At 71.5% G+C, this 24,784-nt stretch carries 20 protein-coding genes and 2 pseudogenes; 10 read left to right on the top strand and 12 right to left on the bottom strand.

Features of this window, described 5'->3' with window-relative positions:
• Positions 1-47: 47 nt before the first annotated feature.
• A complete protein-coding gene (locus tag ACGFYQ_RS03295) occupies positions 48-776 on the bottom strand; it encodes a hypothetical protein (RefSeq protein WP_393739364.1) in 729 nt (242 codons plus the stop codon).
• A gap of 65 nt (positions 777-841) precedes the next feature.
• On the opposite strand from ACGFYQ_RS03295, the gene ACGFYQ_RS03290 reads away from it, so the two are divergent.
• From ACGFYQ_RS03290 to ACGFYQ_RS03260, 7 genes are all read left to right on the top strand, one after another.
• Complete coding sequence (locus ACGFYQ_RS03290) at positions 842-1,429, top strand: rhomboid-like protein (protein WP_393739362.1); 588 nt, start codon at positions 842-844, stop codon at positions 1,427-1,429.
• Positions 1,430-1,464: 35 nt separating this feature from the next.
• Complete coding sequence (locus ACGFYQ_RS03285; protein ID WP_393739360.1) at positions 1,465-2,259, top strand: tyrosine-protein phosphatase; 795 nt, start codon at positions 1,465-1,467, stop codon at positions 2,257-2,259.
• A gap of 92 nt (positions 2,260-2,351) precedes the next feature.
• Positions 2,352-4,274, top strand: coding sequence for a hypothetical protein (locus ACGFYQ_RS03280; protein WP_393739727.1), 1,923 nt, complete (start codon positions 2,352-2,354; stop codon positions 4,272-4,274).
• Between the two features lie 91 nt (positions 4,275-4,365).
• Positions 4,366-5,262, top strand: a complete 897-nt coding sequence (locus ACGFYQ_RS03275; protein WP_393739358.1) for a metal-dependent hydrolase — start codon at positions 4,366-4,368, stop codon at positions 5,260-5,262.
• Entirely contained in the window at positions 5,259-6,311 is a 1,053-nt protein-coding gene (locus ACGFYQ_RS03270) for a PDR/VanB family oxidoreductase (RefSeq protein ID WP_393739356.1), read from the top strand. Before ACGFYQ_RS03275 ends, ACGFYQ_RS03270 begins: the two co-directional genes overlap by 4 nt.
• A 23-nt stretch (positions 6,312-6,334) precedes the next feature.
• Positions 6,335-7,051, top strand: coding sequence for a TetR/AcrR family transcriptional regulator (locus tag ACGFYQ_RS03265; protein ID WP_393739354.1), 717 nt, complete (start codon positions 6,335-6,337; stop codon positions 7,049-7,051).
• 42 nt (positions 7,052-7,093) lie between these two features.
• The gene (locus ACGFYQ_RS03260; protein WP_393739352.1) at positions 7,094-7,630 is read left to right on the top strand and encodes a GNAT family N-acetyltransferase; all 537 of its coding nucleotides are present in this window, start codon (positions 7,094-7,096) and stop codon (positions 7,628-7,630) included.
• Here ACGFYQ_RS03260 and pulA read toward each other — a convergent pair.
• Entirely contained in the window at positions 7,617-12,959 is a 5,343-nt protein-coding gene (gene pulA / locus ACGFYQ_RS03255; RefSeq protein ID WP_393739350.1) for a pullulanase-type alpha-1,6-glucosidase, read from the bottom strand. The genes ACGFYQ_RS03260 and pulA overlap by 14 nt on opposite strands.
• A gap of 98 nt (positions 12,960-13,057) precedes the next feature.
• Positions 13,058-14,740 carry a carbohydrate-binding module family 20 domain-containing protein gene (locus tag ACGFYQ_RS03250; RefSeq protein WP_393739348.1) on the bottom strand — a complete coding sequence of 561 codons (1,683 nt, stop codon included), beginning with the start codon at positions 14,738-14,740 and terminating at the stop codon, positions 13,058-13,060.
• Positions 14,741-14,912: 172 nt separating this feature from the next.
• On the opposite strand from ACGFYQ_RS03250, the pseudogene cutA reads away from it, so the two are divergent.
• Positions 14,913-15,161, top strand: a pseudogene (cutA, locus tag ACGFYQ_RS03245) (divalent-cation tolerance protein CutA); the annotation flags it as partial.
• Here cutA and ACGFYQ_RS03240 read toward each other — a convergent pair.
• The 4 genes and pseudogenes from ACGFYQ_RS03240 to ACGFYQ_RS03225 form a co-directional block, all read right to left on the bottom strand.
• On the bottom strand, positions 15,151-15,792 hold the full coding sequence (locus ACGFYQ_RS03240) for an HAD family hydrolase (RefSeq protein ID WP_393739346.1): 642 nt from the start codon (positions 15,790-15,792) through the stop codon (positions 15,151-15,153). The pseudogene cutA and the gene ACGFYQ_RS03240 sit on opposite strands and share 11 nt — an antisense overlap.
• Before the next feature lie 273 nt (positions 15,793-16,065).
• Positions 16,066-16,218: a hypothetical protein gene (locus tag ACGFYQ_RS03235; protein WP_393739344.1), complete on the bottom strand. Its 153-nt coding sequence runs from the start codon at positions 16,216-16,218 to the stop codon at positions 16,066-16,068.
• The gene (locus tag ACGFYQ_RS03230; protein ID WP_393739342.1) at positions 16,215-16,571 is read right to left on the bottom strand and encodes a DUF6247 family protein; all 357 of its coding nucleotides are present in this window, start codon (positions 16,569-16,571) and stop codon (positions 16,215-16,217) included. Before ACGFYQ_RS03230 ends, ACGFYQ_RS03235 begins: the two co-directional genes overlap by 4 nt.
• A 128-nt stretch (positions 16,572-16,699) precedes the next feature.
• Positions 16,700-17,236 (bottom strand): annotated as a pseudogene (locus ACGFYQ_RS03225) (hypothetical protein); the annotation flags it as partial.
• Positions 17,237-17,576: 340 nt separating this feature from the next.
• On the opposite strand from ACGFYQ_RS03225, the gene ACGFYQ_RS03220 reads away from it, so the two are divergent.
• Both ACGFYQ_RS03220 and ACGFYQ_RS03215 read left to right on the top strand, forming a co-directional pair.
• A complete protein-coding gene (locus tag ACGFYQ_RS03220) occupies positions 17,577-17,732 on the top strand; it encodes a hypothetical protein (protein WP_393739763.1) in 156 nt (51 codons plus the stop codon).
• A 256-nt stretch (positions 17,733-17,988) separates the two neighbouring features.
• Positions 17,989-18,660: a hypothetical protein gene (locus ACGFYQ_RS03215; protein ID WP_393739340.1), complete on the top strand. Its 672-nt coding sequence runs from the start codon at positions 17,989-17,991 to the stop codon at positions 18,658-18,660.
• 108 nt (positions 18,661-18,768) lie between these two features.
• Here the strand turns inward: ACGFYQ_RS03215 and ACGFYQ_RS03210 are convergent, their stop codons facing one another.
• Genes ACGFYQ_RS03210 through ACGFYQ_RS03190 form a run of 5 tightly spaced genes read right to left on the bottom strand, consistent with a single transcriptional unit; the run spans position 18,769 to position 24,571 of the window.
• A complete protein-coding gene (locus ACGFYQ_RS03210; protein ID WP_393739338.1) occupies positions 18,769-19,794 on the bottom strand; it encodes a LacI family DNA-binding transcriptional regulator in 1,026 nt (341 codons plus the stop codon).
• Positions 19,782-21,371, bottom strand: coding sequence for a glycoside hydrolase family 13 protein (locus ACGFYQ_RS03205; protein ID WP_393739336.1), 1,590 nt, complete (start codon positions 21,369-21,371; stop codon positions 19,782-19,784). Before ACGFYQ_RS03205 ends, ACGFYQ_RS03210 begins: the two co-directional genes overlap by 13 nt.
• A 50-nt stretch (positions 21,372-21,421) precedes the next feature.
• A complete protein-coding gene (locus ACGFYQ_RS03200) occupies positions 21,422-22,261 on the bottom strand; it encodes a sugar ABC transporter permease (RefSeq protein ID WP_393739334.1) in 840 nt (279 codons plus the stop codon).
• A 2-nt stretch (positions 22,262-22,263) separates the two neighbouring features.
• Positions 22,264-23,292, bottom strand: coding sequence for a carbohydrate ABC transporter permease (locus tag ACGFYQ_RS03195; protein WP_393739332.1), 1,029 nt, complete (start codon positions 23,290-23,292; stop codon positions 22,264-22,266).
• A gap of 7 nt (positions 23,293-23,299) precedes the next feature.
• Entirely contained in the window at positions 23,300-24,571 is a 1,272-nt protein-coding gene (locus ACGFYQ_RS03190) for an extracellular solute-binding protein (protein WP_393739329.1), read from the bottom strand.
• Between the last annotated feature and the right edge of the window lie 213 nt (positions 24,572-24,784).

The following is a 24,784-nucleotide window of genomic DNA, read 5'->3' as shown; positions in this document are numbered from 1 at the left end:
GGGAGGCGGCCCCAGGTCTCGCCCCTCGCCGAAGAGGGTGCGCCGGTTCAGGCGCGGGCAGGACGGCCGGGGGCCGTGGTGCGGAAGGCTCCGCCCGCGGGCGGCCCGCGCCGCACCACGGCATGGGCGTGCACGGCTCCGCGCAGGCGGCGCGGCCGCACGTACGGAGGGCGGACGGCGGGCGGGGCCGTCGGCGGCGCCACCCGTGCCCGGAGCAGGGCGAGCACGCGGGAGAGCGGCCGGGCCACGTGCAGCGCGGCGGCCCCCACGGTCCGGGCCAGCCGGAAGACGGCGGCCTCGCCCCGGGCCAGCCAGGCGGCGCAGAACAGCCCGGCGAGCACGTGCGCGGCGATCATGCCGGCCCCGCCGTGCCCGGCCATGCCCGTCATCGCCGCCGTGTCCGCCATGCCCGCCACGCCGCCCGATGTTCCGGCGGCCGTCGCGCCCATGTCCATGGCGCTCATGTCCATGCCCATGTCCATGCCGTGACGGCCGGGCATCGACGCGGGTTCGGCCGTCGCCGTCCGGCTCCCGGAGAAGACGAGGTGCAGCACCGCTTGTACGGCGAGCACCGCCGCGGCGATCCCCACCGGCCCCCGGCGCCGCCCGGCGGCGAGCCAGGCCAGCCCGCCGGTCACCCCGAAGGCGCCCAGAAGGCCCGTCAGGGGAAGGTCGGTACCGGACATGTACGAATGCCCCACCGCACCCAAAGCGGTACACACCGCCGCGAACATCGCGGCCCGCGTGGCGCGCATCGGCGCGGGGTGTTGTGACATGGCCGGAACATGTTCCCACGGGGCCCGGTGATGTCCGCCAGAGGGCCGTATCCGATCATGGGCGGGTGAATGCGATTCCACTGGGAGCGGCGTACGCCGGCGGGGTCCAGCTCGGGGCGTACGCCCTGGAACGGATCGGGCCGAAGGAACGGGAGCGGCTGCTCCTGGACTGCTCGACGAATGTCGACAATCTCTCCGCCGGGCGCTGGGAGACGCTGCTGACCAGCGCGCTGGTCGTCGAGGAGCCCATGCCCCTGCCCTACGCGCTGCTGCTGGTCGCGGTCCTCGGATACGCCGAGTACGCGTACGGCGCCTGGTGGACGGCCGCGGTGTTCCTGTTCGGGCACGCCACCGCGACCCTCCTCGTGTACGGCGCCCTGCGCAGGACAACCGATCCGCGGACCCGGCGCGCCCTGGACGTGGGGACCAGCTACGGGTTCAACGCCGTGCTCGGCGCCCTGACCTCGGCCCTGCCGCGCGGGGCGGTCCGCACGGCCGCGCGGGCAGGGCTGCTGGCGCTCGCCGCCGTGCCCGTGCTCAAGCGCGGCCGGACCTTCACGGACGCCGGACACCTGGCGGCGCTCGGAATCGGGATCGGGGTCTCGCTGGCCGTCGATTGTCTTTCCGGCCCAAAACATCACAAAATTATATGAATCACCGAACAGTACGAACTGCTGGAGCAGCCACGATGACCGCCACTCCCGCCACCACCGTCGCCAACCTCCGCGACCTCGGCGGCACCCCGCTCTCCGGCGGCCGCACCGTCCGTCCCGGCCTGGTCCTGCGCTCCGGCCAGCTCGACCGGCTCGACCTCGACGCCGACCCGACGGTGGCCGCGCTGGGCCTGCGTACCGTCATCGACTTCCGTACCGAGATCGAGCGCACCGCCCACCCCGACCGGGTGCCGGCCGGCGCCCGGCTCCTGGTCGGCGATGTCCTGGCGGACAAAATGAACTCGGGCCGGACGCCCGCCGCGGCCCAGCTCAAGGACCTGCTGACCGACCCCGTCGTCGCCGAGGAGCACCTGGGCGGCGGCAAGGCACAGGCCCTGTTCGGCGATGTCTACCGGTCCTTCGTGCACTCCACCTCCGCGCAGGCCGCGTACCGGATGCTGCTCACCGAGGCCGCCGACCCCGGCGCGGGCCCGCTGCTCTTCCACTGCACGGCCGGCAAGGACCGCACGGGCTGGGGCGCGACGGTCATCCTGTCGCTGCTCGGCGCCGACGACGAGACCCTGATGGCCGAGTACCTGTCGGTGAATCCGGCGGTCAAGCAGGCCTTCGCCCCGATGATCGAGGGCTTCACGGCGGCCGGCGGCGACCCGGACATAGCGCTCGCGCTGATCGGCGTCTTCCCCTCCTACCTGGAGGCCGCGCTGGCCGAGGTCGAGACGCGCTACGGCTCCATGGAGAAGTACGTGCGCGAGGGGCTCGGCGTCTCCGACGAGACGGTCGAGGCGCTGCGCGGCCACCTGCTGGCGTAGGGGGTGTCTTGCGGGGGTGTCTTGCCGCGGCTCTCGTTTTTGACCCGAACGGGTGCGCTGTTGACGGGTGACCATCCGACGATTCCCTCGTTCTGCTGAATGTGACTGCGCCGGATACCGCCACCCGCCCCCTGTCTCCCGATGTCGAGCAGGCCGAGGCCGCCATCGTCGAGCACTACCCGCGGCTGGTGCGGCTCGCCTACCTGGTGCTGCCGCCCGCCCTCGGCCGCAACCGGCGGGTGCTCACCGCCCACTCCCTGGTCCAGCGGGCGCTGCCGCGCGGGCGGCGGGACGCGGCAGCGGCCGTGCGGGGCGGGGTCCCGGGCCAGCGCGGCGGCGAGGGTGACACCGGGTACGCGTACGTCCGGCTGCGCGTGCTGCGCGCCGCCCTGGAGGCCGGGATCCCGCTGACCTTCCGCGCCCTGCCCCGGCGCGCGCAGCTGCCGCCCGCGCTGCCGCAGGTGTGGGGGCTGCGGCTGTTCCCGCGCTCCGGCGGGGCCGAGGAGCTCGCGCTCGACCAGTGGCTGGCCACCCTCGGCGGGCCCGGCCGCGCCGCCTGCGTCCTGCGGGCCCTGGAGCGGCTGTCCGAGCCGGACGTGCTCCGGGTGCTCGACGAGGCCGGGGTCGCCGATCCGGCCGCCGCGGTCGCGGAGTCGGGGGACCCGGCGAACGACTCCCTGTTCGCCTCCCCCGAGTTCGACCCGTGCGTGCTCCAGGCCCGGCCCACCGACCTGCTGCGGCGGCGCCGGCTCGCGCGGGCCGCCCTCGCCGCCGGGGCGGCCCTCGCCGTCTGCGGGGCGCTGCTCGCGCTGCCCGGCGGGGGCTGGGGCGCGGACGGGGCCGCCGCCCCGCTGTACGCCCGTAACGCCGCGGCCGAACAGGCCCTGGATCCCGGGAAGCTGGTCCGGGCCGCGCCCGCGCTCTGGCGTACGTCCTCCCGTACGGACTTCTCCACCTGGCCCGCCCGCGGCGACCGCGCCGACGACGCCGAACTGCTGCGCCGGGCGCTGGCCGTCTGGGCCCGGCCGGGCTCCTCCGTGGTCGTCTCGGCCACCCCGGGCACCCCCGCCGGGCCGCCGATGGGACCGGCGCAGCTGCTGTTCGCGGGCGCCGTCGACCAGGCCGTCGTGGTCCTCCTCTACGACGGCCTGCGCGTGGTCCGGTACGCCGAACCGCGCGCCGGGACCACCGTCGCCGCCCTCGACTTCGCCCGGACCGACGGCGCCTCGGCGGACACCGCGACCGCCCTCGTGCTCAGCCGGGTCGACGGCAACGTCCGCTACCTCACCGCGCCCTGGGTCACCGGCGCGGCCCTGCGGGACCTGCTCAAGCCGGGCGGGGCCCCCACGCCGCTGAAGCCGACCCCGGACGGGGTCACTCCGCCGGTGCCGAGCCCTGCTCCGGCGGGCAGTTGCACCAGCTGGAACGCCCTGGCCCTGACGGGCGACGGCGCCACCCGGCTGATCACCGACCTAGGCGAACTGACCCCGGCCCGGCTCACCTCGGGCGCGCCGGGTGCCGAGCGCGATGTGACGGAGGCCGCGGAGCTCGGGGACTGGTCGCGGATCGCCTGCCTGCTGCCCGCGGTGCGCTCGCACGGGGTCCGTACGGTCAACGCCTGGACGTACGCCAAGCAGCCGCTGCCCGAGGGCGACGGAACGGCGGCCTGGCTGTGCACGCGGGCCGAGACCTGGCGGGGCACGGCGGACCGGGTGCAGGCGCAGTTCCTGGCGCCGGGCGCCCCGCTCGCGGCGCAGGCGGCCAGGTCGGAGGGGTCGCCGGCGTGCGGTCCGCGGGAGCCGCGGGTGCTGGCGGGCGTGCTGTGGAAGTCGCGCGCGGGCCAGTGGTACGTACTCGCGGCGGGCAGTGCGCAGTTCGCCTCGCTGTCGGTGTCCGGCGGCGGGGTGAGCGGGGCCGCGAACGGGAACCGGCTGGCGGTCAAGGCGCCGGCGGGGGCGCAGGTGGACCTGTCGGGCAAGCTGACGGACGGGACGAAGGCGGGGGTCCTGCGGTAGGAGGCTGCGTGCGGAACCTGCGTACGGACCTGCGCGAGGAAGTGGCCGCAGAGGGGTTTTCCTGGCCTGTACCCATCAGTACATTGACGCCATGTCTAATAGGCCGCTCGCGCCCGCCCCTGTGGCGTCGGAACACATAGACCTGAGGCCCCGGAACGTGTCCTTCGGCTGGGAGGACACCCCGCTCCACTGGCTGCCCGGCGACCCGTTCACCGGGCACATGATCAATGTGCTGCACCTGCTGCTCCCCGCGGGTGAGCGGTGGTTCGTGCACGTCTACAAGCAGGTGCTCCCGTACATCGAGGACGAGCGGCTGCGCGCGGACGTCGTCGGCTTCATCGGCCAGGAGGCCATGCACGCCGCCGCGCACGACGACGTGCTCCCCCACCTGAAGCGGCTCGGGCTGGACCCGACCCCGTACACGGCGCAGGTGGACTGGCTCTTCGAGAAGCTGCTCGGCGACCGGACCCTGCCGCCGGGCCGGGCCAGGCACTGGTGGCTGATGGAGCGGGTCGCGATGATCGCGGCGATCGAGCACTACACGGCGTTCCTGGGCGACTGGGTGCTGAACGCCGACGAGTTGGACCGGCGGGGCGCCGACCCCACCATGCTGGATCTGCTGCGCTGGCACGGCGCGGAGGAGGTCGAGCACCGCTCGGTGGCCTTCGACCTCTTCATGCACGTGGACGGCTCCTACCGGCGCCGGGCGCGGACCTGGGCGACCGGCTTCTCGGCGCTGGTCTTCCTGTGGCAGCGCGGGGTCCGCTTCTTCATGGAGAACGACCCGCACCTGGTGTACGGCAAGGCCTCCTTCGGGCAGTTCTTCCGGGCCGGGCAGCAGGGCGTGCTCCCGTCCACGGGCGCGATGCTGAAGTCCATACCGAAGTACCTCTCCCGGACGTACCACCCCTCGCAGGAGGGCTCCACGGCCCAGGCGGTGGCCTATCTGGCCTCCTCCCCCGGCGCGAACGGCGGTGCGAAGGCATGAGGCGCGCACTGAAGGTCACGGCGGTCGCGGGGGCCGCGGGGGTGGCCTGGGCGGCGAAGCGGGCCCTTCACGGCCGCATCGGGAAGTCCCCGCTCTGGCCCCTGCCGGCCCTGGAGACCCCGGTCTCCGGCTACTCCCCGCGCCGCCCGCTGCGCGCGCTGATCGTCTCCCGAACGGAACCGGCGGAGGGCGTGCTGCAGCTGACCCTGCAATCCCCCGAGCTCCCGGCGTGGACCCCGGGCGCGCACGTGGACGTCACGCTGCCGTCGGGTCTGGTCCGCCAGTACTCCCTGTGCGGCGATCCGGCGGACGGCGGTACGTACAGGATCGCGATCCGGCTGGTCCAGGACGGCCGGGGCGGCTCCCGTGAGGCGCACGCGCAGCTGGTCGAGGGCGCCGAGCTGGAACTGCGGCCGCCGCGCAACCGCTTCGAGCTGGTCCCGGCGTCCTCGTACGTCTTCGTCGCGGGCGGCATCGGCATCACCCCGATCCTGCCGATGCTCCGGGCGGCCACGGCGGCGGGCGCCGACTGGACCCTCCTGTACGGGGGCCGCTCGCGGGCGTCGATGCCCTTCCTCCCCGAACTCTCGCCCTACGGCGACCGGGTCACGATCCTCCCCCAGGACGAGACGGGCCTGCCGGACCTGTCCCCGCTCTCGACGACCCGGCCGGGCACGCCGGTCTACTGCTGCGGCCCGGACCCCCTGATGCGGGCCGTGGAGGCCGCGGTCCCGTCCGGCACCCCGGTCCACCTGGAACGCTTCACTCCGGCGGCCCCCGGCCCGGCCAAGGCCTTCACGGTCGAACTCCACCGCTCGGGCCGCACCCTGGAGGTCGGCCCGACGGAAACCACCCTGGCGGCGGTCCGCCGCGCCCTCCCCAACACCCCGTACTCCTGCGGACAGGGCTTCTGCGGCACCTGCCAACACCGCGTCCTGTCGGGCGAGGTGGACCACCGCGACGACCTCCTCACGGACCGGGAACGCGAGGACTCGATGCTCCTGTGCGTCTCCCGCGCGAAGGGCGACCACCTCACCCTGGACCTCTGACCTGTCCGAAGTAGGGTGTCCGCATGACAACCGGGGTGCGGCGCAGGATGGGTGTCGAGGAGCGGCGGCAGCAGTTGATCGGGGTTGCCCTGGAGCTGTTCAGCCACCGGTCGCCCGACGATGTGTCGATCGACGAGATCGCGGCGGCCGCGGGGATATCGCGGCCGCTCGTCTACCACTACTTTCCGGGCAAGCTCAGTCTGTACGAGGCCGCGCTGCGGCGGGCGGCCGATGAGCTGGCGCTGCGGTTCGTGGAGCCCCAGGAGGGGCCGCTCGGGGCCCGGCTGCTGCGGGTGATGGGGCGGTTCTTCTCGTTCGTCGACGAACACGGCCCGGGCTTCTCCGCGTTGATGCGCGGCGGCCCGGCGGTGGGGAGCAGCCAGACCAACGCCATGATCGACGAGGTGCGGCAGGCGGCGTACGAGCAGATCCTCGCGCACCTGGGCATCGGCGTCGACGACCCGCCGGCCCGGCTGGAACTCGTGGTGCGGTCCTGGGTGTCGCTCGCCGAGTCCACCGCGCTGATCTGGCTGGACGGGCGGAAGATCCCGCGGGCCGAGCTGGAGTTGCAGCTGGTGCACGACTTCGCCGCGCTGGCCGCCGTGAGCGCGGCGTACGACGCGGAGATGGCGGGAATCCTCGTACGGATCCTGGCCCATGAGCCCGCCGACGGGCCCTTCGGGGAGCTCGTCGGGCGGCTGGGCGCGCTCGTTCCGAGCGGGGCGCCCGGACCGCGCTGATCCGGCGTCCGGCGGCCGCGCATGATCACCGATAATGCCCGCGTGATCATTGACGACGGGATCTTGTTCCGGCAGGCCGCGGAGAAGGACGCCGGCACGCTGGTGCGGCTGTACGACCAGGCGGCGCGCTGGATGCTGAAACACGGGATCGAACAGTGGAAGCCCGGTGAGAGGGACTCCGCGCACTTCCGGGCGAAGATGCGCGACGGCGAGGTGTGGATCGCCTCCGACGCCGACGGGCACGTCTGCGGCGCGTACGAGCTGTGGTGGTCCGACGAGGAGGCCTGGGGCGTCCAGCCGCCCGTGGCGGGCTACGTGCACCGGCTGATGGTGGAACGCGAAGCCGCGCCCGCCGGGGCCGGCCGGCGGCTGCTCGAACACGCCGAGCGGCGGGTCGCCGGGACGGGCCGCGAGCGGGCGCGGCTGGACTGCGTCTCCACCAACCCCCGGCTGCTCGCGTACTACCTGGACGCGGGCTACCGGGTGGTCGGGGAGCTCCCCAACAAGGAGGCGAAGGACGGCAGGATCTACGGGGTGATCCTGCTGGAGAAGCGGCTCGACCGGCTCACCGTCGTGTGAAGACCGCCACCGTGCGGGCCGGGGTCGTGAACTCTCCTGTCGTCGTGTCGTACGTGGACCGCTTGACCGTCGCGTCGGAGCCGGCGGCCTGGACGGGGTGCAGGGTGTAGGCGGTGCCCGCGAGGGACGCTACGCGCTGGGGCTGGGCGGTGGGGGTGGCGTTGAAGACCACCACGAGGTCACCCAGGGTCATGGTGATCACGCCCGGGGTCTCGTCCTTGCCCGAGAGGGGGAAGGCCAGCCGCGACTGGACCGCCTCCGCCGTGGTGAGGGCGAACTCCTGCTCGGTGGTGCGGATCCTCAGCAGGTCGCGGTAGGCCGCCGAGGTGCCGGTGATCTCGGCGCAGCCAGGGGCCGGGCCGGTCAGCAGGGGCTTCGCGTACAGCCACTTCGAGGCGTTGTCGGCGGCCGGGGGCAGGCCTCGGCCGAAGCCGTTGCCGTTCCTGCAGTCCCAGTGGACGGCGTTGAACCAGTCCCCGCTGTCGTAGGAGTTGCGGTCCAGGGACTTGGAGCGGAGCAGGTCCGTACCCGCCTGGGAGAGCGCCGGGCCCTGGGAGAGGGCGGCCGTCGCCATGGCCAGGACCTGCATCCGGGCCCTGTCCTGTGAGGTGGTGGCCGGGGGGAGTTTGTAGGTCAGGGCGTCGGCGAGGGTCTCGTTGTCGTGGGCGTCCGCGTAGGCGAGGGCGTCGCCGGGGGCGGCCGCGTAGCCGGCCGGGGCGCCGTTGTAGTCGAGCTCGGAGCCCTTGATCCGGCGCCCTGCGGTGTCGGTGAAGGCGTACGAGGCGAGGTTGCCGGACAGACCGACCTTGATCAGGTCCTGGTCGTGCAGGAGGCGGGCCTTCTGCTCGGCCGGGGTGCCGTTGGCCGGGGATCCGTTCGGCGCCGTGAACAGGCCGGAGGCGAAGCCCTGGACGCGCGGGTCCTCGTCGAAGGGCCCGCCGCCGCGGACCGCGTCGCGCGCCCGGTCGGAGAAGGTGGCGATGCCGGTGCCGGCCATGTTCTTCTGCGTGGCCTGGACGAAGCGGGCGTCGTCGGCGACCTCGCCGAAGTTCCAGCCCTCCCCGTAGAGGACGATCTTCTTGCCGTCGACCCCGTCCTTCGCCACCGTCAGGGCGTCGAGGGCGGCGCGCACGGCCAGGATGTTGGCCTTCGGGTGGTGGCCCATCAGGTCGAAGCGGAAGCCGTCGACCTTGTACTCCTTCGCCCAGGTGACGACGGAGTCCACGACGAGGCGGCCCATCATGGCGTTCTCGGGGGCGGTGTTGGAGCAGCAGGTGGAGGTGGCGACGCTGCCGTCGGCCAGCAGGCGCTGGTAGTAGCCGGGGACGATGCGGTCCAGCACGGACTTGTCCGACTGCCCGGACGCCACCGTGTGGTTGTAGACCACGTCCATGACCGTGCGCAGCCCGGCCCCGTTCAGCGACTGGACCATCCTGCGGAACTCGACCGTACGGGCCGTGCCGTTCGGGTCGCTCGCGTAGCTGCCCTCGGGGACGGTGTAGTGCAGCGGGTCGTAGCCCCAGTTGTACGCGTCCTTCGCGGCCGCGGCGGCCACGCAGGCCTGCTGGTCCTGCGAGTCCGGCGCGTACGCCTTCAGGTCGCAGGCGGGCTCGGTGCGGTCCCCGGGCTTCTCCGGGATCGTGCCGATGTCGAAGGCGGGCAGCAGGTGGACGTACGAGGTCCCGGCGCCGGCCAGGTCGCGCAGGTGCCGCATGCCCGCCGAGCCGGTGTCCGTGAAGGCCAGGTACTGACCGGGGTGGGTGCTGGTGCGGTCCGCGACGGAGAAGTCGCGGATGTGCAGCTCCTGGATCTGGGCGGAGGTGAACGGCACGGGCGCGGGCTTGCGCAGCTGCCGCCAGCCGGGCGGGGCGAGCTTCGGGTCGGCCAGGTCGACGGCCAGGCTGTGGGTGGAGTCGGTGGTCAGGGCGGTGGAGTACGGGTCGGTGACGAGGTTGCGGACCACCTGCCCGGTGCTCGGCGCCCAGACGGTGACGGCGTAGCGGTAGGGCTTCCCGGTCCAGGAGCGTTCGCCGCGCACCGACCAGACGCCGGTCGCGTCGTCGCGGCGCATGGCGACGGTGCGGCCGTCGAGTTCGAGGGCGACGTGCTGGGCGGTCGGAGCCCAGACGGAGAGGGTGGGGCGGCCGTCCTTGAAGACGGGGCCGAGCGGGGTGTTCGTCGCGTACAGGTCGTCCAGGACGCCGGCGAGCTGCACCCCGGTGGCGGCGAGGACGGCGCCGTTGGCGGCGCGGGCGCTCGCGACGAGCTGGCCGCGCAGGGCTTCGCGGACGCGGTCCCGGTCGCGGGGGTCGACGGTGAACGCGGTGTACGCCGCCAGGTGCGGGAACTTCTGCTTCTGGGCGGCGGTGAGCTCCGACCGGGTCAGCCGCAGCCACTGGGCCCGGCCGGTCAGGGTGCCGTTCTCGGCCTTGACGGCGCCTTCGCGCGAGGCGAGGAGCTGGGCGGAGGCGGCGGCCGCGGGGGCGTTCCAGGCGAGGGTGTCGCGGTCGATCCAGACGGCCTGGGCCTTGGTGAGGTCGAGGGCGGCGCCGGAGCCCGCGGGCTGCGGGAGGAGGTACTTCCCCTTGCCGCCCAGCATCCACACCTCGTGGCCGGTGGCCTTCAGGTCCAGGGACTGGTCGGTGGGGAGGTCCTTCTCGTCGCCCTTGTGGAGGATGTAGCTGAGGCTGGTGGCGCCTGCCGCGAGCGGGACCTCGTAGACCGCGCCGTAGGAGTCGGTGCGGGCGGGGAGCAGAGGCTTGGACCAGTCGGTGGGGGTCGCCGCTCCCGTCCAGACGTGCAGGCCCCAGCCGTCGTAGGCGCCGTCGGGGCGCTGGTAGTGCAGGACGGCCTTCGCCGTGTCCTGCGGCGGATAGGCGGGGCGGTCGGTGCGGGCGGGCTCCTTGCCCTGCTCCAGCCAGATCTCGCCGGTCTTGGTCACGTCGATGGCGCGGTCGGCGGCGACGTCCTTGTTGCCGTCCTTGTCGATGACGAGGTAACCGACGGAGGAGGCACCGGGCTTCAGCCTGACGTACGCGAAGGCGCCGTAGGCGTCGCGGCCGGTGAAGTCGTGACCGGCGGGCCAGGGAGTGGCCTCGCCGTCGGCGAGGTCGCCCCAGGCGTAGAGGCGCCAGTTCGTGTAGTCGCCGTCGGGGCGGTTGTAGTGGACGACGGCGTAGTCGCGCTGGGTGGCGGTCGGGATCTCCTTCGGCGGGACCTGCCCGGCGACGGATCCGGCGAGCGCGCTCGCGGTGCGGCCGGCGGAGTCGACGACGACGGCCTTGTAGCGCAGGGCGGTGCCCGCCGGGGCGGTGACGTGCTGGGTGACCTTGTACGGGGCGTGGTCGGCGGAGCCGAGGACCTGCCACTTCCCGGTGCCGGTCTGCGCGGCGAAGACGACCCGGTTCAGGCCGCCGCCGGTGACGTCGGCGGTGAGCTCGACGGTTCCGGTGGCACCGACGGCCGGGGCCTTGAGGGTCAGGGCGGGCTTGGCGGCGGGGGCCGCGAGGGGGGCGACGGCCTGGAGGACCACCGAGCCGAGGGCGGGCAGGTTGACGGTGAGCTTGCCGGCCGCCGAGGCGCGGATCAGCGCGGTGCCGCCGTAGAGGGTGCGGTACTGGGCGCCCGCCGGGGCGTCGATCTCGACGGTCCGGGACTCGGCCGCGTTGTTGGCGGCGACCAGGTACTCGGTGCGGCTGCGGGTGTCCGTGCGGGCGAAGGCGTAGACGGACCCGTCGGCGAGGCGCTCGCTCTGGACGCCGTCACGCAGGGCCGGGTGGGCCTTGGTCAGCTTCGAGAGAGCACTGATCTGCTGGTAGAGCGGGTGTCCCGCGTCGTAAGCATCGCTCGCGTGTGTGCGCACCGTTCCGAGCTGGTCGTCGTCCAGGTAGTCGGCCACCTGCGTGGCGAAGAGGGGCTGGCGGGCGTCCTTGTCGCCGCCCGCGCCCGTGAAGCCCTGCTCGTCGCCGGAGTAGACCACCGGGTTGCCGCGCGAGAGGAACATCAGCTCGTTGGCGAGCCGGTAGCGGTCCAGCAGCTCCGGCTCCCCCGCGCCCGGCCGGTCCTGCTTCAGGAACGTCCCGAAGCGGCCCATGTCGTGGTTGCCGAGGAAGGTCACCTGCTCATAGGCGTTGGCCTTGTCGGTGGTGTACCGGTAGTCGTCACCGAGGACGGAGGCCAGCCGGCCGGCTGCCGCGCCCTGGGAGGCGTACGAGCGGATCGCGTCCTGGAGCGGGAAGTCGAGGGTGGCGTCGAGCCGCCCGCGCGTCACGTACGGGGAGGTGACGGCCGTGTCGGCGGAGTAGACCTCGCCGAACATGAAGAAGTCGTCCCGGCCGCGCTTCGCCGCGTACGCGTCGAGGGCGGTGGCCCACTGGCTCCAGAAGTCCATGTTGACGTGCTTGACGGTATCGATCCGGAACCCGTCGATGTCGAAGTCCTCGACCCACTTCTCGTAGATCTTCTCCATCCCGCTGACGACCTCGGGACGCTCCGTCCACAGGTCGTCGAGGCCGAAGAAGTCACCCTGCTCGGAGGACTCGCCGGCGAAGGTGGAGTCGCCCCGGTTGTGGTACATCTGCGGGTCGTTGAGCCAGGCCGGCACCTTGAGGTCCTTCTTGGCGTCGGCGACGAACGGGGTCCGCGGGAAGGACCCGGCCCCGGTCTTCGGGAACTTCCCCTTTCCAGCGGCGTAGTCGGAGTCGTCGAACGCCACCCCGTCCTTGGTCAGATACGGGAACGCCCCCTTCGACAGGTACGAGTAGGACGCCTCCCGGTAGTCGACGACATCGGCGGTGTGGTTGGTGATGACGTCGAAGAAGACCTTCATCCCCTTCCCGTGCGCCTTGTCGATCAGCCGCTCCAGGTCGGCGTTGGTACCGAAGTGCGGGTCGACCTGGGTGAAGTCGGTGATCCAGTAACCGTGGTAGCCCGCCGAGACGTCGGCGCCCTTCCCCTGCACCGGCTGGTTCTTGAAGATCGGCGCCATCCAGATGGCCGTCGTCCCCAGGCCCTTGATGTAGTCGAGCCGGTCGGTGAGCCCCTTGAGGTCGCCGCCCTGGTAGAAGCCCTTGTCCGTCGGGTCGAGGCCGGTCTCCAGGCGGCTGCCGGTGAGGCCGCCCCGGTCGTTGCGCGGGTCGCCGTTCGCGAACCGGTCCGGGAGGACGAAGTAGAACTGCTCCCGGGTCAGGTCGTGACGGGCCGGCTCGGCGGCGAGTTTCGCGTCCGAGGGCGGGGCCGGGGCCTTGGCGGCGGCCGCCGCGGCGGGGAGGGCGGGCAGGAGCGTCACGGCCAGGGCGGCGGCGAGGACTCCTGCGGCAGGGCGTATCAAGGCGGATCTCCTTGGTTACGTGTCGCGTGGATGAGGGCCGCCCGGCGTTGGCGGGGGTTCTGTGGTGCCGGGCGGCCCTGGTCGGTGGGGCGAGGGGGTCAGCTGCGCCAGGTGTCGGTCAGCGTGACCTTGCCGCTCGCGGGGACGACGGCGGTGCGGTTGGCCCCGCTCTCCCAGGTGACGTTGCCGGCGGCGTCCTTGCGGACGTACTTGTACGCGAAGGACGTACCGGCCGGGAGGGTGACGTCGAGCTTCCAGACGGGGTACGAGGCCGGGTCGAGCTTGAGTGCGGCGGCGGTGTTCCAGTTGCCGAGAGCGGACTGGTCCCCGGTGACGTAGATGTTCTGGCCCGAGGTCGTGGTGGCGTTCACGGCGAAGGAGGCTCCGGCGGACGAGGCCGGTGTGCCCGAACAGGTACGGGCGTTCACGTGGAGGGCGACGGCCGTCCCGGCCCCGAGCGTGGCGGTGAACTGGCCGCCGGAGTTCACGGTGACGGTCCGGCCGCTCTGCACGTCGCAGTAGTCGCCCGCCGCGAGGGAGGTCTGGAAGGTACGGGTCAGGGCCGAGCCCTCGTGGTTGATCGCCACGTACGCCTTGGCACCGCGCCCGAAGGCGATCTGGTCGCCGCCGTTGTCCCACCAGTCGGTGACGGACTGCCCGCGGGCCGCGTTGCGGAAGCCGACCATGGAGGAGATCTCCCGCCAGGCGTGCTGGCACTTCCAGCCGTCCGCGTAACAGGCGCTCACCGAGCCGCCGTTCGGCGGGCCGGCGTCCTTGTCGGTCCACTCGTAGCCGGAGTGGACGTCCGGGGAGCCGTAGGGCCAGGCCAGCATGAACACGCTGGCGTGGGTGTAGGCGGAGCCGTTCTTGTAGGTGAGGGTGTCGCCGCCGCGCTCGGTGTCGTGGTTGTCGACGAAGACGGCCGACTGGGCGGAGGGCATGTGGCCCCAGGCCTCGCCGAAGTTCTTCAGGTAGGCGAGGTTCTCGTTCTGGAAGACCCGCTTGAGGTCGCGGGCGTAGCGGAACTCCTGCACGTCGCCGTTGCCGAGGTACTCGCTCGGCGAGACGGCCTCGCCCGCGCCGTAGATCGCCTCCTGCTTCCAGTAGACGCCGGGGTTCGTCAGCCGGGACTTGATGTTGGCGAGGTCGGCGGCGGGCATGTGCTTGGCGGCGTCGATCCGGAAGCCGTCGACGCCCAGCGACAGCAGATCGTTGAGGTACCCGGCGATCCGGCCCCGCACGTAGTCCTCGCCCGTGTCCAGATCGGCGAGCTGCACGAGCTCGCAGTTCTGGACGTTTACCTTGTCCTGGTAGTTGGAGATCGTCGCCCGGCAGTCGTCCATGTCGGAGCCGGAGTAGATCCCCGGGTAGTTGTACTTCGTGTACGAACTCCCACCCGTCCCGGTGCCGTCACCGGCGGCCATGTGGTTGATCACGGAGTCGGCGACGACCTTCACACCGGCGGCGTGACAGGTGTCGACCATGGCCTTGAAGGCGGCCCGGTCCCCGAGCCGCCCGGCGATCTTGTAGCTGACGGGCTGGTACGAGGTCCACCACTGCGCGCCCTGGATGTGCTCCTGGGGAGGCGAGACCTGGACGTAGCCGTAACCGGCGGGCCCGAGGCTGTCGGTGCAGGCGGTGGCGACGGAGTCGAAGCGCCACTCGAAGAGCACAGCGGTGACGTCCTTGTCGCCGGGAGGCGCGGCCTGCGCCTGCGGCGCGAGGGTCGCGGCGGCGAGCCCCGCGATGGCGGCGGCAGCCAGTCTGCGGGTGGGGGGCATGTGGGGCCTCCTGGCGGAGAGGTGGGGATTGCTGGCGACCGTAGGGGCCTGCCAACAGCCCTGCAATACCTTGCGCAAGAAATTGCAGAATTGTTTCTTCCACGTGTCCTGGCAGGGTTCCCTGCAGGAGCGTCCGTGATGGCGACCGACATCGTGATCGTTCACCGCCGTCTACCGGTGGAAAGGGACCGTTGAGACGGCTACCGAGTGGCGCATCTCGTTCAAGACGACACGAGACCGTCTGCCTGCTCTGGGCGCGTGGGTCGGGCAGGAGCACAGCTACGACGTACCGGAGTGGATCGTCCTGCCGGTGGACGCCGGCTCAGATGCCTATCTGTCGTGGGTCGCCGAGGAGACTGCCCCCGAGTGGAACGGGAAACGCGTCCTGGCCGCGAGCTCGGCGCCGAACCCTACGATTTGACGATCTCCGGCAGCTCGGCGAGGGAATCGATGGACCAGTCCGCGGCGGCCCGGACCTCGGGGTCGTCGGCCCACCAGTGGCCCCAGGGCCCACGCCGTGGGTGTGCCGTTCGCAGACCTGCGGCCCGGGCCGGATGGATGTCGTTGGCCGGGTGATCACCGACGTACAACGTCTCCTCCGCGGAGGCGCCGGACACCGCCAGCACCTGTGCGAAGAAGCCGGCGGAAGGCTTGGAGACGCCCCACTCGCCGGACGTGACCACAAGGTCCGCGGGCAGGTCCAGGCGGCGCAGTAGAACGCCCATCAGACGGCTCTGGTTGCCGGCAACGACGACCCGCATCCCGACGGCGCGAAGCGCGGCCGGCGCCGGCCGGACATCCTCGTGGAGGTCCGTCTCCTCGAGCCGCTCACCCAGACCCGCGGCGTGTCGGGCCGCGTACTCCGCAGAAGTGTCGACGCCCGGGCGCAGAAGGCGGATCGCATCCGCGTTGTCCCGCCCCTCCACAACGACAGCACCCACCAGCGCGGACAGCGCGTGCCGGGAAACACCGAGCCAGTCCGCCCAGCTGTTCCAGTACCGGTCATCCCGAGTGAGAGTCTCACCGACGTCCAACACGACAGTCCGAATCACCAAGGCAGCGTACTGAGCCGCGCGTTCGGCGTGGGGCATGCTCGGCACACAGCACGCCCGGCGTGGGGAGGGGCTCCGGCCGCTATGTGGCGCGGGTTGGCCGCCGAGGGGGGTGGGCAACCGCGGACCGGGCCGTACCGCGAACCGGCGCTGGCTTGACCTGTTCAGCTCGTCACCAGGAGGTGATCTGAACGACGTAGACGCGTTCGTGACGGGGAACCACGAGGTAGCGGAACATACCGCCTGGAACGAACTGGTCGGAGCTTCCGGGGCTCACGTCCTGGTAAGTGGTCCCGTCGAGGTAGAGGGCTTCTGCTGCGCGCGCACGAGCTCATCGGCCCGTTTCTCCACCGCTGCGACGAAGGCCGGAGGCGCCCCGCCGACGACGTTCTCCTCGCTGGGGTCGTACTCCCATGTCCAGCTCACAGCGCGGCGGACTCCTCGGCTTCGGCTTCGACGGCGCGGAGGTCCTCCATCGCAGGGCGGAACGCGGGGTCGGCGTTGCTACCGGTGGCGTGGACGGTGGCCAAGGCACGGCGGCGGCGCTCGAAGAGGTCGGGGCGGCGTTCGATCTCGACCTCGCGGGCCCAGGTCTTGAGCGATCCGTGGATGGGTCCGAGGGTGTCGTGCTCGGCGGCCAGAGCTAAGGCGGTGTTCTTCTGCCGCTCCATCTCGTCGAGGCGGTGGGGGGCGATGCGTGCGAGGGCGATGCGCAGGGCGTCGGGGGTGTGCTCGGGGCGCGGGATGAGCTCTCTGCCGTGTTCGGGCTGTGTGGTCATGGTGTCCTCTCAAGCGTCGGCCCCGGCCAGCGTAACCAGCCGGGGCGCGGTGCGGCTCGGTTCGGCAGGACCGGCAGCGCTAGGCGCCCCGCCGCTCCCGTGCACGGTCCGGACGCGAAGCTGGCTCTGCTTCGATCATCCGTCCGGGAGTGCTGGGCCGACAGCGGGCCGAGCACGGCCCCCTGGTCACGCTGGAGATCGCCCAGCAGGGCCGTTGAGCGGGCGAAGAGATACAGGCCCTTGTCGTCCAGGGCGGTCGGTTTGAAGCGTTCGAGCCAGCGGCGGATCAGGCTGTCAGCGAAGGTGAAATCCTGCCGGGAGAGGGCCACTACGGCCCGGTCGAGATCGTCGGTCCACGACTCATACTCCCAGGCCAGCGGCCCGCAGGTCGTGACCCGGCGGCCGCCCGCCGCGGAGCCGGTCCGGCCGGCTTCGGACAGGAACGTCTCGAAGCGGAGATGGGCGGCCGCATCCGCGCGGGCCAGAGCGGTATCCAAGATCGCCTGGGTGTCCTGCCGGGGCTCGGTTGCGGCCAGGAGCTTCTCCCACTTGGAGATCGTCCGGATACCGACGCCGAGGTGGCCTGCGAACGATCGGACGCTCAGCCGCAGCGCAAGCCGCAGAGCACGGGCCTCCAGGCCGGTCCAGTGGTGCACGGTCGCCACGCGTCGCTCCCTGCCTGCCGCCATCGAAGCACGGCAGGCACGAGCAGGAAGACGCAAGTGCAACGGAAGTACAACAGGCGGTCATTTCGGCAGCGTTGGAGCAGGTCCAGGCTGAGCGGTGACACCAGCCGACGGACCTTCTGGAGGGACACGGGCATGGAACCCATGGCCACACAGCGAAGGGGCATCGATGAGCTCCCGACGATGACTCTCGACGCCCTCGAAACCCCGGAGAGCCCCTGGCCAAGCCGGGAGGCCGGGCCCGGGCTCAGCCAGGAGCTTCTCGAGCGCGCTCGCGGCGGCTGGGAGCGTTTCATCTCCTCCGTCGAGGAAGCGTCCGATGGCTGAGCGGTACGAGTACGTGCCGCATCGACTGCTGCGCCGCCGTGTCCGCGACATCGCTTCCGGCGCCGAGGGGGAGCTGATGGCCGTGATCAACGAGGACGTCTCGGACTCGGCCCTCCGCGAGCATCATGAGAAGCGCGTAGCGATCTGACGCGTCTGGCGGCTCCCGAGGGGCTTGTGGCCGCTGTTTGGTGCGGGTTGGGCCGCCCCGGCCCGAAGTCCGCTGGATATGGGCCCGGCGCAGCCCCCACCCCGCAGCAATCGAGTGACACGGGCTTCGCGGCCGTGATCAAGCTGTCCCTCGCCGCGTTCCTGTGTGTGCAGGCATCCCGCGTGAGCCGAGCTCCCCGCCGTTCTCGGCCGGAGCCGCATCACGGCAGACCTACACACCACAGGAGAAACCCACCATGGCCATCCACACGATGAGGCGGCGCTTCGCCGCCCTCGGCACCGTCCTGGGGCTGGGCGTCGCCCTGCCGTTCGCCGTAGGGGTCACCCCCGCCTCCGCGCAGGCCCAGCTGGACATCACGAAGACCCACTCGGGGGACTTCCCCCGGGGCGGGCAGGGGATCTTCACCATCAGGGTGAGCAACCCCGGCGACCAGGAGACCCACCCTGACGGGACGCGGATGACGGACACTTTCCCCGCAGGGCTTACAGGCGTATCGATCACGATCACCCAGAACACCACCGGCGGCGGGGTGGGGTGTTTCCTCAACGATGCACGCACCAGGGTTGAGTGCGAAACCGACGGCTCCATCGCCGCTGGAGGCGGCTACACGATCGAAGTGCTCATGAGCGTGGCCACGGACGCTCCTTGCACGGTCACCAACACCGCCAACGTGATCGACATCCAAGGCGGCCTCAGCGACTCGGCAAGTGACACCGTCAACATCCCCGGCCCCAACTGCAACGGCGGGAACGGTGGGAACGGCGGGAACGGCGGCGGCACGTCCATTCTCCCCATCAGCCTCAGCGGCCTGATCCCGATGTACAACAACATCAACACGAACAACAACATCAACAGCCCCGGCGCCAGCAACACCAACAGCCAGAACTTCCGGGTCAACGCGCCCTGAGAGACCTCCCGCCCCTGCCTCCACCGCCGGTCGGAGGCAAGAGGCGTGGCGGCGCCGGAGCCCCGTGACAGGCCCGGCGCCGGGCGGGGTCTCGGGGGAGCCCCGAGTTCAGAGGGAGCGGGTCGGCGGGGCCTGGGCCGTCGAGCCGCGGACCACCAGTTCCGGCTGGAAGACGTACTCCGTGCGTTGGACCGGGGTGCCGCCCACCGCCTCCAGCAGGGCGCCCACCGCGGCCGTCGCCATCGCCCGTACCGGCTGCCGCACCGTCGTCAGCGGCGGATCCGTGAACGCGATCAGCGGCGAGTCGTCGAAGCCGACCACCGACACGTCCTCCGGCACCCGCAGCCCCCGCTCCCGCGCCGCCCGGATCACGCCCAGCGCCATCGGGTCGCTGCCGCACACGATGCCCGTGCAGCCGCGGTCCAGCAGGGCGATGCCCGCCGCGTGGCCGCCCTCGACCGTGAACAGCGTCCGCTGGATGAGGCCCTCCGACTCCGCGGAAGGCACGGCCGCAAGGAACCCCTGCTCCTTGCGGGCCGACGGCACGTACCGCGTCGGCCCGATCGCCAGGCCGATCCGCCGGTGCCCCAGGTCCTCCAGGTGCCGTACCGCCATGTCAGCCGCCGCCCGGTCGTCGGGCGACACGAACGGCGCGCTGATCTGCTCGTTGAAGCCGTTGATCAGGACGAACGGTGTGCCACGGGCGGCGAGCCGCTGGTAGCGCGAAGGATCCGCCGACGAGTCCGCGTGCAGGCCCGATAGGAACACGATCCCCGTGACCCCGCGTTCCTCCAGCTGCTCCACCAGCTCATCCTCGGTGGCCCCGCCCGGGGTCTGCGTGCACAGCACCGGCGTGTACCCGTGCCCGGCCAGCGCCTGCTCTATGACCTGCGCGAACGCCGGGAAGATCGGGTTGGTGAGCTCCGGGATCAGGAGCCCCACCAGGCCGTTGCTGCGCTGCCGCAGCCGTACGGGCCGCTCGTAGCCCAGCAGGTCGAGCGCGGCCAGCACCTTGTGCCGGGTGCCGGCCGCCACGCCCGACTTGCCGTTGAGCACGCGGCTGACGGTCGCCTCGCTGACCTGGGCCTGCGCGGCGATGTCCGTCAGCCGCAGGGGGGACGTCACCCCTGCCACCACACCGCCGTGTCGCCGGGCAGGACGTCCGGCTCGGCGAGCGGGCCGCTCGCGAGGAGCACCGTGCCGGGAGCGGGGAGGCGTACGGCCTCGGGCGTCGTGTTGACCGTGCACACGAACCCGCCGCGCCGGAAGGCCAGCACCCCGGCCGGGGCGGCCAGCCACTCCACGGCGTCGCCCGCGCCGAGGTCCGCCCGCTCCCGGCGGATCCGCAGCGCCGAGCGGTACAGCTCCAGCGTGGAATCCGGGTCGCCGGTCTGCGCCTCCACGCTCAGGCCCGCCCACTCGGCCGGCTGCGGGAGCCAGCTGCCCCCGCTGCCGAATCCGTACGGGGCCTGGTCGCCGGACCACGGGATCGGCACCCGGCAGCCGTCGCGCAGCCCGTCCTGGCCGTTCGCCTTGAAGAAGGAGGGGTCCTGGCGGACCTCGTCGGGGAGGTCGGTCACCTCCGGGAGGCCGAGCTCCTCGCCCTGGTAGACGTACGCCGACCCGGGCAGGGCCAGCATCAGCAGCGCGGCCGCGCGCGCCCGGTCCAGGCTGCCGAACCGGGTCCGGTGCCGTACGACGTCGTGGTTGGACAGCACCCACGTGGTCGGCGCGCCCACCGGCCGCATCGAGTCGAGCGAGTCGTCGATGGCGCCGCGCAGCGCCTCGGCGTCCCAGCCGGTGTTCAGGTAGTGGAAGTTGAAGGCCTGGTGCAGCTCGTCGGGGCGCAGGTAGAGCGCGGTGCGGTCCGCGCTCGGCGTCCACGCCTCGGCGACGCCGATGCGGTCGCCCGCGTACTCGTCGAGGACCCGGCGCCAGGAGCGGTAGATCTCGTGGACCCCGTCCTGGTCGAAGAACGGCAGCACCTGGTTGCCGAGCAGCTTGAGCTGCTCGTCGCGGCCGAGGTCGGGCAGGCCGGGGGCCTTGACCAGGCCGTGGGCGACGTCGATGCGGAAGCCGTCGGCGCCGAGGTCGAGCCAGAAGCGCAGGATGGAGCGGAACTCGTCCTGGACGGCGGGGTGTTCCCAGTTGAAGTCGGGCTGCTCGGGGGCGAAGAGGTGCAGGTACCACTCGCCGTCCGCGACCCGGGTCCAGGCCGGGCCGCCGAAGATGGACTCCCAGTCGTTGGGCGGGAGTTCGCCGGACTCGCCCTGTCCGGGGCGGAAGTGGAAGCGCTCCCGCAGCGGGGTGCCCGGGCCTTCGCGCAGCGCCTGCTTGAACCATTCGTGCTGGTCGGAGCAGTGGTTCGGGACGAGGTCGACGATGATGCGCAGGTCCAGGGCGTGGGCCTCGCGGATCACGGCGTCGGCGTCGTGCAGGGTGCCGAACATCGGGTCGATGGCCCGGTAGTCGGCGACGTCGTAGCCCGCGTCGGCCTGCGGGGAGGCGTAGAACGGGCTCAGCCAGACGGCGTCGACGCCCAGTTCCTTGAGGTAGGGCAGGCGGCTGCGGATCCCTTCGAGGTCCCCCATGCCGTCCCCGTTGGAGTCGGCGAAGCTGCGCGGATAGACCTGGTAGATCACCGCTTCTCTCCACCAGCCGGGCTGGGTGCCGGTGGAGGTGGGAAGTGCGTCGGCGAGGTGCTGGGTCATGTCGTCCTTGAGAGATCGGGCCGGGGTGAGAGGGGGCAGGCAACGGGTGGTCAGCCCTTGGTGGCGCCTGCCGTCATTCCGGCGACGAGGTGACGCTGGGCGAAAACGAAGAAGATCGCCGCGGGGATGGCGATGAGGACCGAGGCGGCGCTCATCGCACCCCAGTTGGAGGTGTACTGCGTGACGAAGGTCTGCAGTCCGCCGGCCAGGGTGAGGTTCTCCTCGCCGACCATGAAGGCGGAGGCGTACGCGACTTCGCCCCAGGCGGTGATGAAGGCGTAGAAGCCGGTGACGGCGAGGCCGGGCTTGGCGAGCGGCAGGATGAGCCGCCAGAAGGTGCCGAAGGGGTTGAGTCCGTCGACGCGGCCGGATTCGTCGATCTCCACCGGGATGGTGTCGAAGAAGCCCTTCATCATCCAGGCGCAGAACGGCACGGCGATGGTGAGGTAGGTGATGATCAGACCGACCGGCTGGTTGAGCAGGCCGAGGTCGCCCATCATGTTGTAGAGCGGGACGATGAGGATCGCCATCGGGAACATCTGCGTGATGAGCAGGGTCCACATCAGCGGCTTCATGCCGGGGAACTTGAACCGGCTGACCGCGTATCCGGTGGTGGCGGCGATGAACACACCGAGGACGGTGGTGACGCCGGCGACCAGGACGGAGTTGGCGAACCAGCTGAGGAAGTGGCTCGACTCCAGCAGGTACGTGTAGTTGCCGAAGGTCGGTTCCTTGACGAAATCCGTGGTGACCGCGTGCTCGGCGGGCTTGAGCGAGGTCAGCAGGATCCACAGCACCGGGAAGACGGCGATGACGGACGCCGCGAGCAGGGTGAGGTGCAGGCCGACGGAGGCGAGCGGGGCGCGGGCGCCCCGAGTGCGGGTGGTCATGGTCACCACACCTCTCCCTGCTTGCGCAGCGAGCGCCGGTAGACCAGCGCGAAGATCATGAGCAGGGCGAGGATCAGTACGCCCCAGGTCGCGGAGCCGGCGAAGTCGCGCGGGCTCGCGACGAACGCCTCGCGGAAGGCCTGCGTCACCAGGATCTCGGTGGAGTCACCGGGTCCGCCGCGGGTGAGCAGGAAGATCACCGGGAACATGTTGAAGGTCCAGATGGTGGAGAGCAGGATCACCGTCATGCTCACCGCGCGCAGCCCGGGCAGCGTGATGTGCCGGAAGCGCTGCCAGGCGCTGGCGCCGTCCATCTCGGCGGCCTCGTACAGCTCGCCGGGGATGGACTGCAGTCCGCCGAGCAGGGCGACCATCATGAAGGGGACGCCGAGCCAGACGTTGACGGCGACGACCGAGAACTTGGCCCAGGTCGGGTCGTCGAGCCACGGGATCGCCGCGATGCCCCCGCCGTCGAGGATCTTGTTGAGGATGCCGTTGTCGCGGTTGAAGAGGAACCGCCAGGCGAAGACCGAGACGAAGCCGGGGACGGCCCAGGGCAGGATGAGCGCCATCCGGTAGGCGGCGCGGCCCCGGAAGTCCCGGTTGAGCATGTTGGCCAGGACCAGGCCGAGGGTGAAGGTGATGGACACGCACGCGACGGTCCACATCACCGTCCACACCAGCCGCTGCAGGAACACCGGGTCGCCGAGCACGGCCGTGTAGTTGTCGAGTCCGACGAACTCGTACGTGGCCTCGATGTGACGCGCGCCGATGGTGCGGGCGACGTTGCGCTCGTTGGCGTCGGTCAGCGACAGGTAGACGCCGCGGACGAGCGGCCAGCCGATGATCACGCCGAGGACGAGCACCACCGGGGCGACCATGGCCCAGGCGTACCAGTGGGTGGCGAGGGCGCGCCTCAGTCCACCTGTGTTCCCGCTGTCAGTCCTGCGGCTCCGGCCGCGGGCGGCGGCGTCGTTCTCGACGTCGTCGCCCGCGGCCTTCGCCACCGACTGGCTGGTGTGAGCAGCCATGGTTTCGTTACTTCCAGCCCTTGAGGATCTTGCGGAACTCGGCACCGGCCGCCTTGGCGGCGTCCTCGGGGCTCGACGCCCCGGTGATCGCCTTGGTGTATTCGACCTTCAGCGGCTCGAAGAGGGAGCCGTTCTCCGGGATCCAGGCGCGCTCGACGGCCTTGTCCACGGCCGGCTTGAAGAACTGCACCATCTCGCTGCCCTTGACGTCCGGCTGCTCGTAGGCGGCGGTACGGGTGGGGAGCAGGCTCAGTTCCTTGGCGGACTGCACCTGGACCTCCTGCGAGGTCATGTACTCGACGAAGGCGTGCGCGGCGGCGCGGTTCTTGGAACCGGCGTAGACGCCGAGGTCGTGGCCGCCCTGCGGGGCACCGGCCTTGACCGAGCCGGCCGGGACCGCGGCGACGCCGAGGTTGGCCTTGTCCTTGAACTGGTCGCCCGCGTAGGTGTCGGCGACGGCCCACGGACCGTTGATCATCATGGCGGCCTCGCCGGACTTGAAGGCCGTCTGCATGTTGGTGTAGCCGTCCGTGGCGTTGGTGACCGCCGCGCCGGAGGTGACCAGGTCACGAGCGGTCTTGAAGGCCTTGACGCCCGCCGCGTTGTCGACGGTGACCGTCTTGTTCTTCGCGTCGACCAGGTCGCCGCCCTCGCCGTAGATCAGCGGGAGGAACCAGTAGGAGTCGTCGCCGCGCAGGTAGAGCCCGGCCTTGCCGGACTTCGCCTTGATGGCCGCGGCGACGGTCTTCAGCTCCTCCAGCGTCTTGGGGGGCTGGACACCGGCGTCGGCGAGCATCTTCTTGTTGTAGAAGAGGCCGAGGGTGTCGATGACCTGCGGCACGGCGTAGGTCTTGCCCTCGAACTTGCCGCTGGCCGCGGACTGCGGCAGGAACTCGGCGTCGACCTTCTTCGCGGTCTCGGCCGGCACCTCGTCGAGGTAGCCCAGCGAGGCGAAGTCGGCGACCCAGCCGACGTCGGCGCGGATCACGTCGGGGGCGTCGGAACCGCTGCTGAAGGCGTTCTTGACCTTGTTCTGCGCGTCGCCGTACGGGACGTTGACGTACTTGACGGTCACCTTCGGGTGCTTCGCGGTGAACGCCTCGGCGATCTTCTGGAAGCTCGCCTTCTCGGCGTCGTTCGAGGTGTCCCACCACGTGACCGTGCCGGACAGCTCGCCGCCGGCCTTGGTCTCGCCGCCGTCGTCCTTGGTGCCACCGCAAGCCGTCGCCGCGAGCGCCAGGGCCGCGACCAGCGCGGTGGCCGCTATGCCACGCCGCATATGAACTCCTTCGATGATCCCGGCCGCGCCCTCGCGGTCCCGAGTTGCCAGGAACGTAACAAGACTGAAAGCCGACCGAAAGAGCTTGCGGCAATTTTCTGCAAGACCCGGGGATCGTTACATCCGTGTGTCCGTACGGTTGCCGCACCTTGCTGTTAGTTCGAGTCAGCTTCGACTGTCCGGGCCCGCAACCAGGGGGCGTGCACTCGCGTT

Origin of the sequence: Streptomyces sp. NPDC048258 (assembly GCF_043201995.1) — a bacterium.
Classification (GTDB): Bacteria; Actinomycetota; Actinomycetes; order Streptomycetales; family Streptomycetaceae; genus Streptomyces.
The sequence above is the reverse complement of the archived record's forward strand: the minus strand, read 5'-3'. Positions and strand labels throughout refer to the sequence as shown.

Excerpts from the sequence above, each read along its gene's own strand:
- ACGFYQ_RS03295 (WP_393739364.1), bottom strand. The coding sequence starts at position 776 with ATGTCACAACACCCCGCGCCGATGCGCGCCACGCGGGCCGCGATGTTC.
- ACGFYQ_RS03285 (WP_393739360.1), top strand. The coding sequence starts at position 1,465 with ATGACCGCCACTCCCGCCACCACCGTCGCCAACCTCCGCGACCTCGGC.
- ACGFYQ_RS03275 (WP_393739358.1), top strand. The coding sequence starts at position 4,366 with ATGTCTAATAGGCCGCTCGCGCCCGCCCCTGTGGCGTCGGAACACATA.
- ACGFYQ_RS03270 (WP_393739356.1), top strand. The coding sequence starts at position 5,259 with ATGAGGCGCGCACTGAAGGTCACGGCGGTCGCGGGGGCCGCGGGGGTG.
- ACGFYQ_RS03265 (WP_393739354.1), top strand. The coding sequence starts at position 6,335 with ATGACAACCGGGGTGCGGCGCAGGATGGGTGTCGAGGAGCGGCGGCAG.
- ACGFYQ_RS03250 (WP_393739348.1), bottom strand. The coding sequence starts at position 14,740 with ATGCCCCCCACCCGCAGACTGGCTGCCGCCGCCATCGCGGGGCTCGCC.
- ACGFYQ_RS03230 (WP_393739342.1), bottom strand. The coding sequence starts at position 16,571 with ATGACCACACAGCCCGAACACGGCAGAGAGCTCATCCCGCGCCCCGAG.
- ACGFYQ_RS03220 (WP_393739763.1), top strand. The coding sequence starts at position 17,577 with ATGGCTGAGCGGTACGAGTACGTGCCGCATCGACTGCTGCGCCGCCGT.
- ACGFYQ_RS03215 (WP_393739340.1), top strand. The coding sequence starts at position 17,989 with ATGGCCATCCACACGATGAGGCGGCGCTTCGCCGCCCTCGGCACCGTC.
- ACGFYQ_RS03205 (WP_393739336.1), bottom strand. The coding sequence starts at position 21,371 with ATGACCCAGCACCTCGCCGACGCACTTCCCACCTCCACCGGCACCCAG.
- ACGFYQ_RS03200 (WP_393739334.1), bottom strand. The coding sequence starts at position 22,261 with ATGACCACCCGCACTCGGGGCGCCCGCGCCCCGCTCGCCTCCGTCGGC.
- ACGFYQ_RS03195 (WP_393739332.1), bottom strand. The coding sequence starts at position 23,292 with ATGGCTGCTCACACCAGCCAGTCGGTGGCGAAGGCCGCGGGCGACGAC.
- ACGFYQ_RS03190 (WP_393739329.1), bottom strand. The coding sequence starts at position 24,571 with ATGCGGCGTGGCATAGCGGCCACCGCGCTGGTCGCGGCCCTGGCGCTC.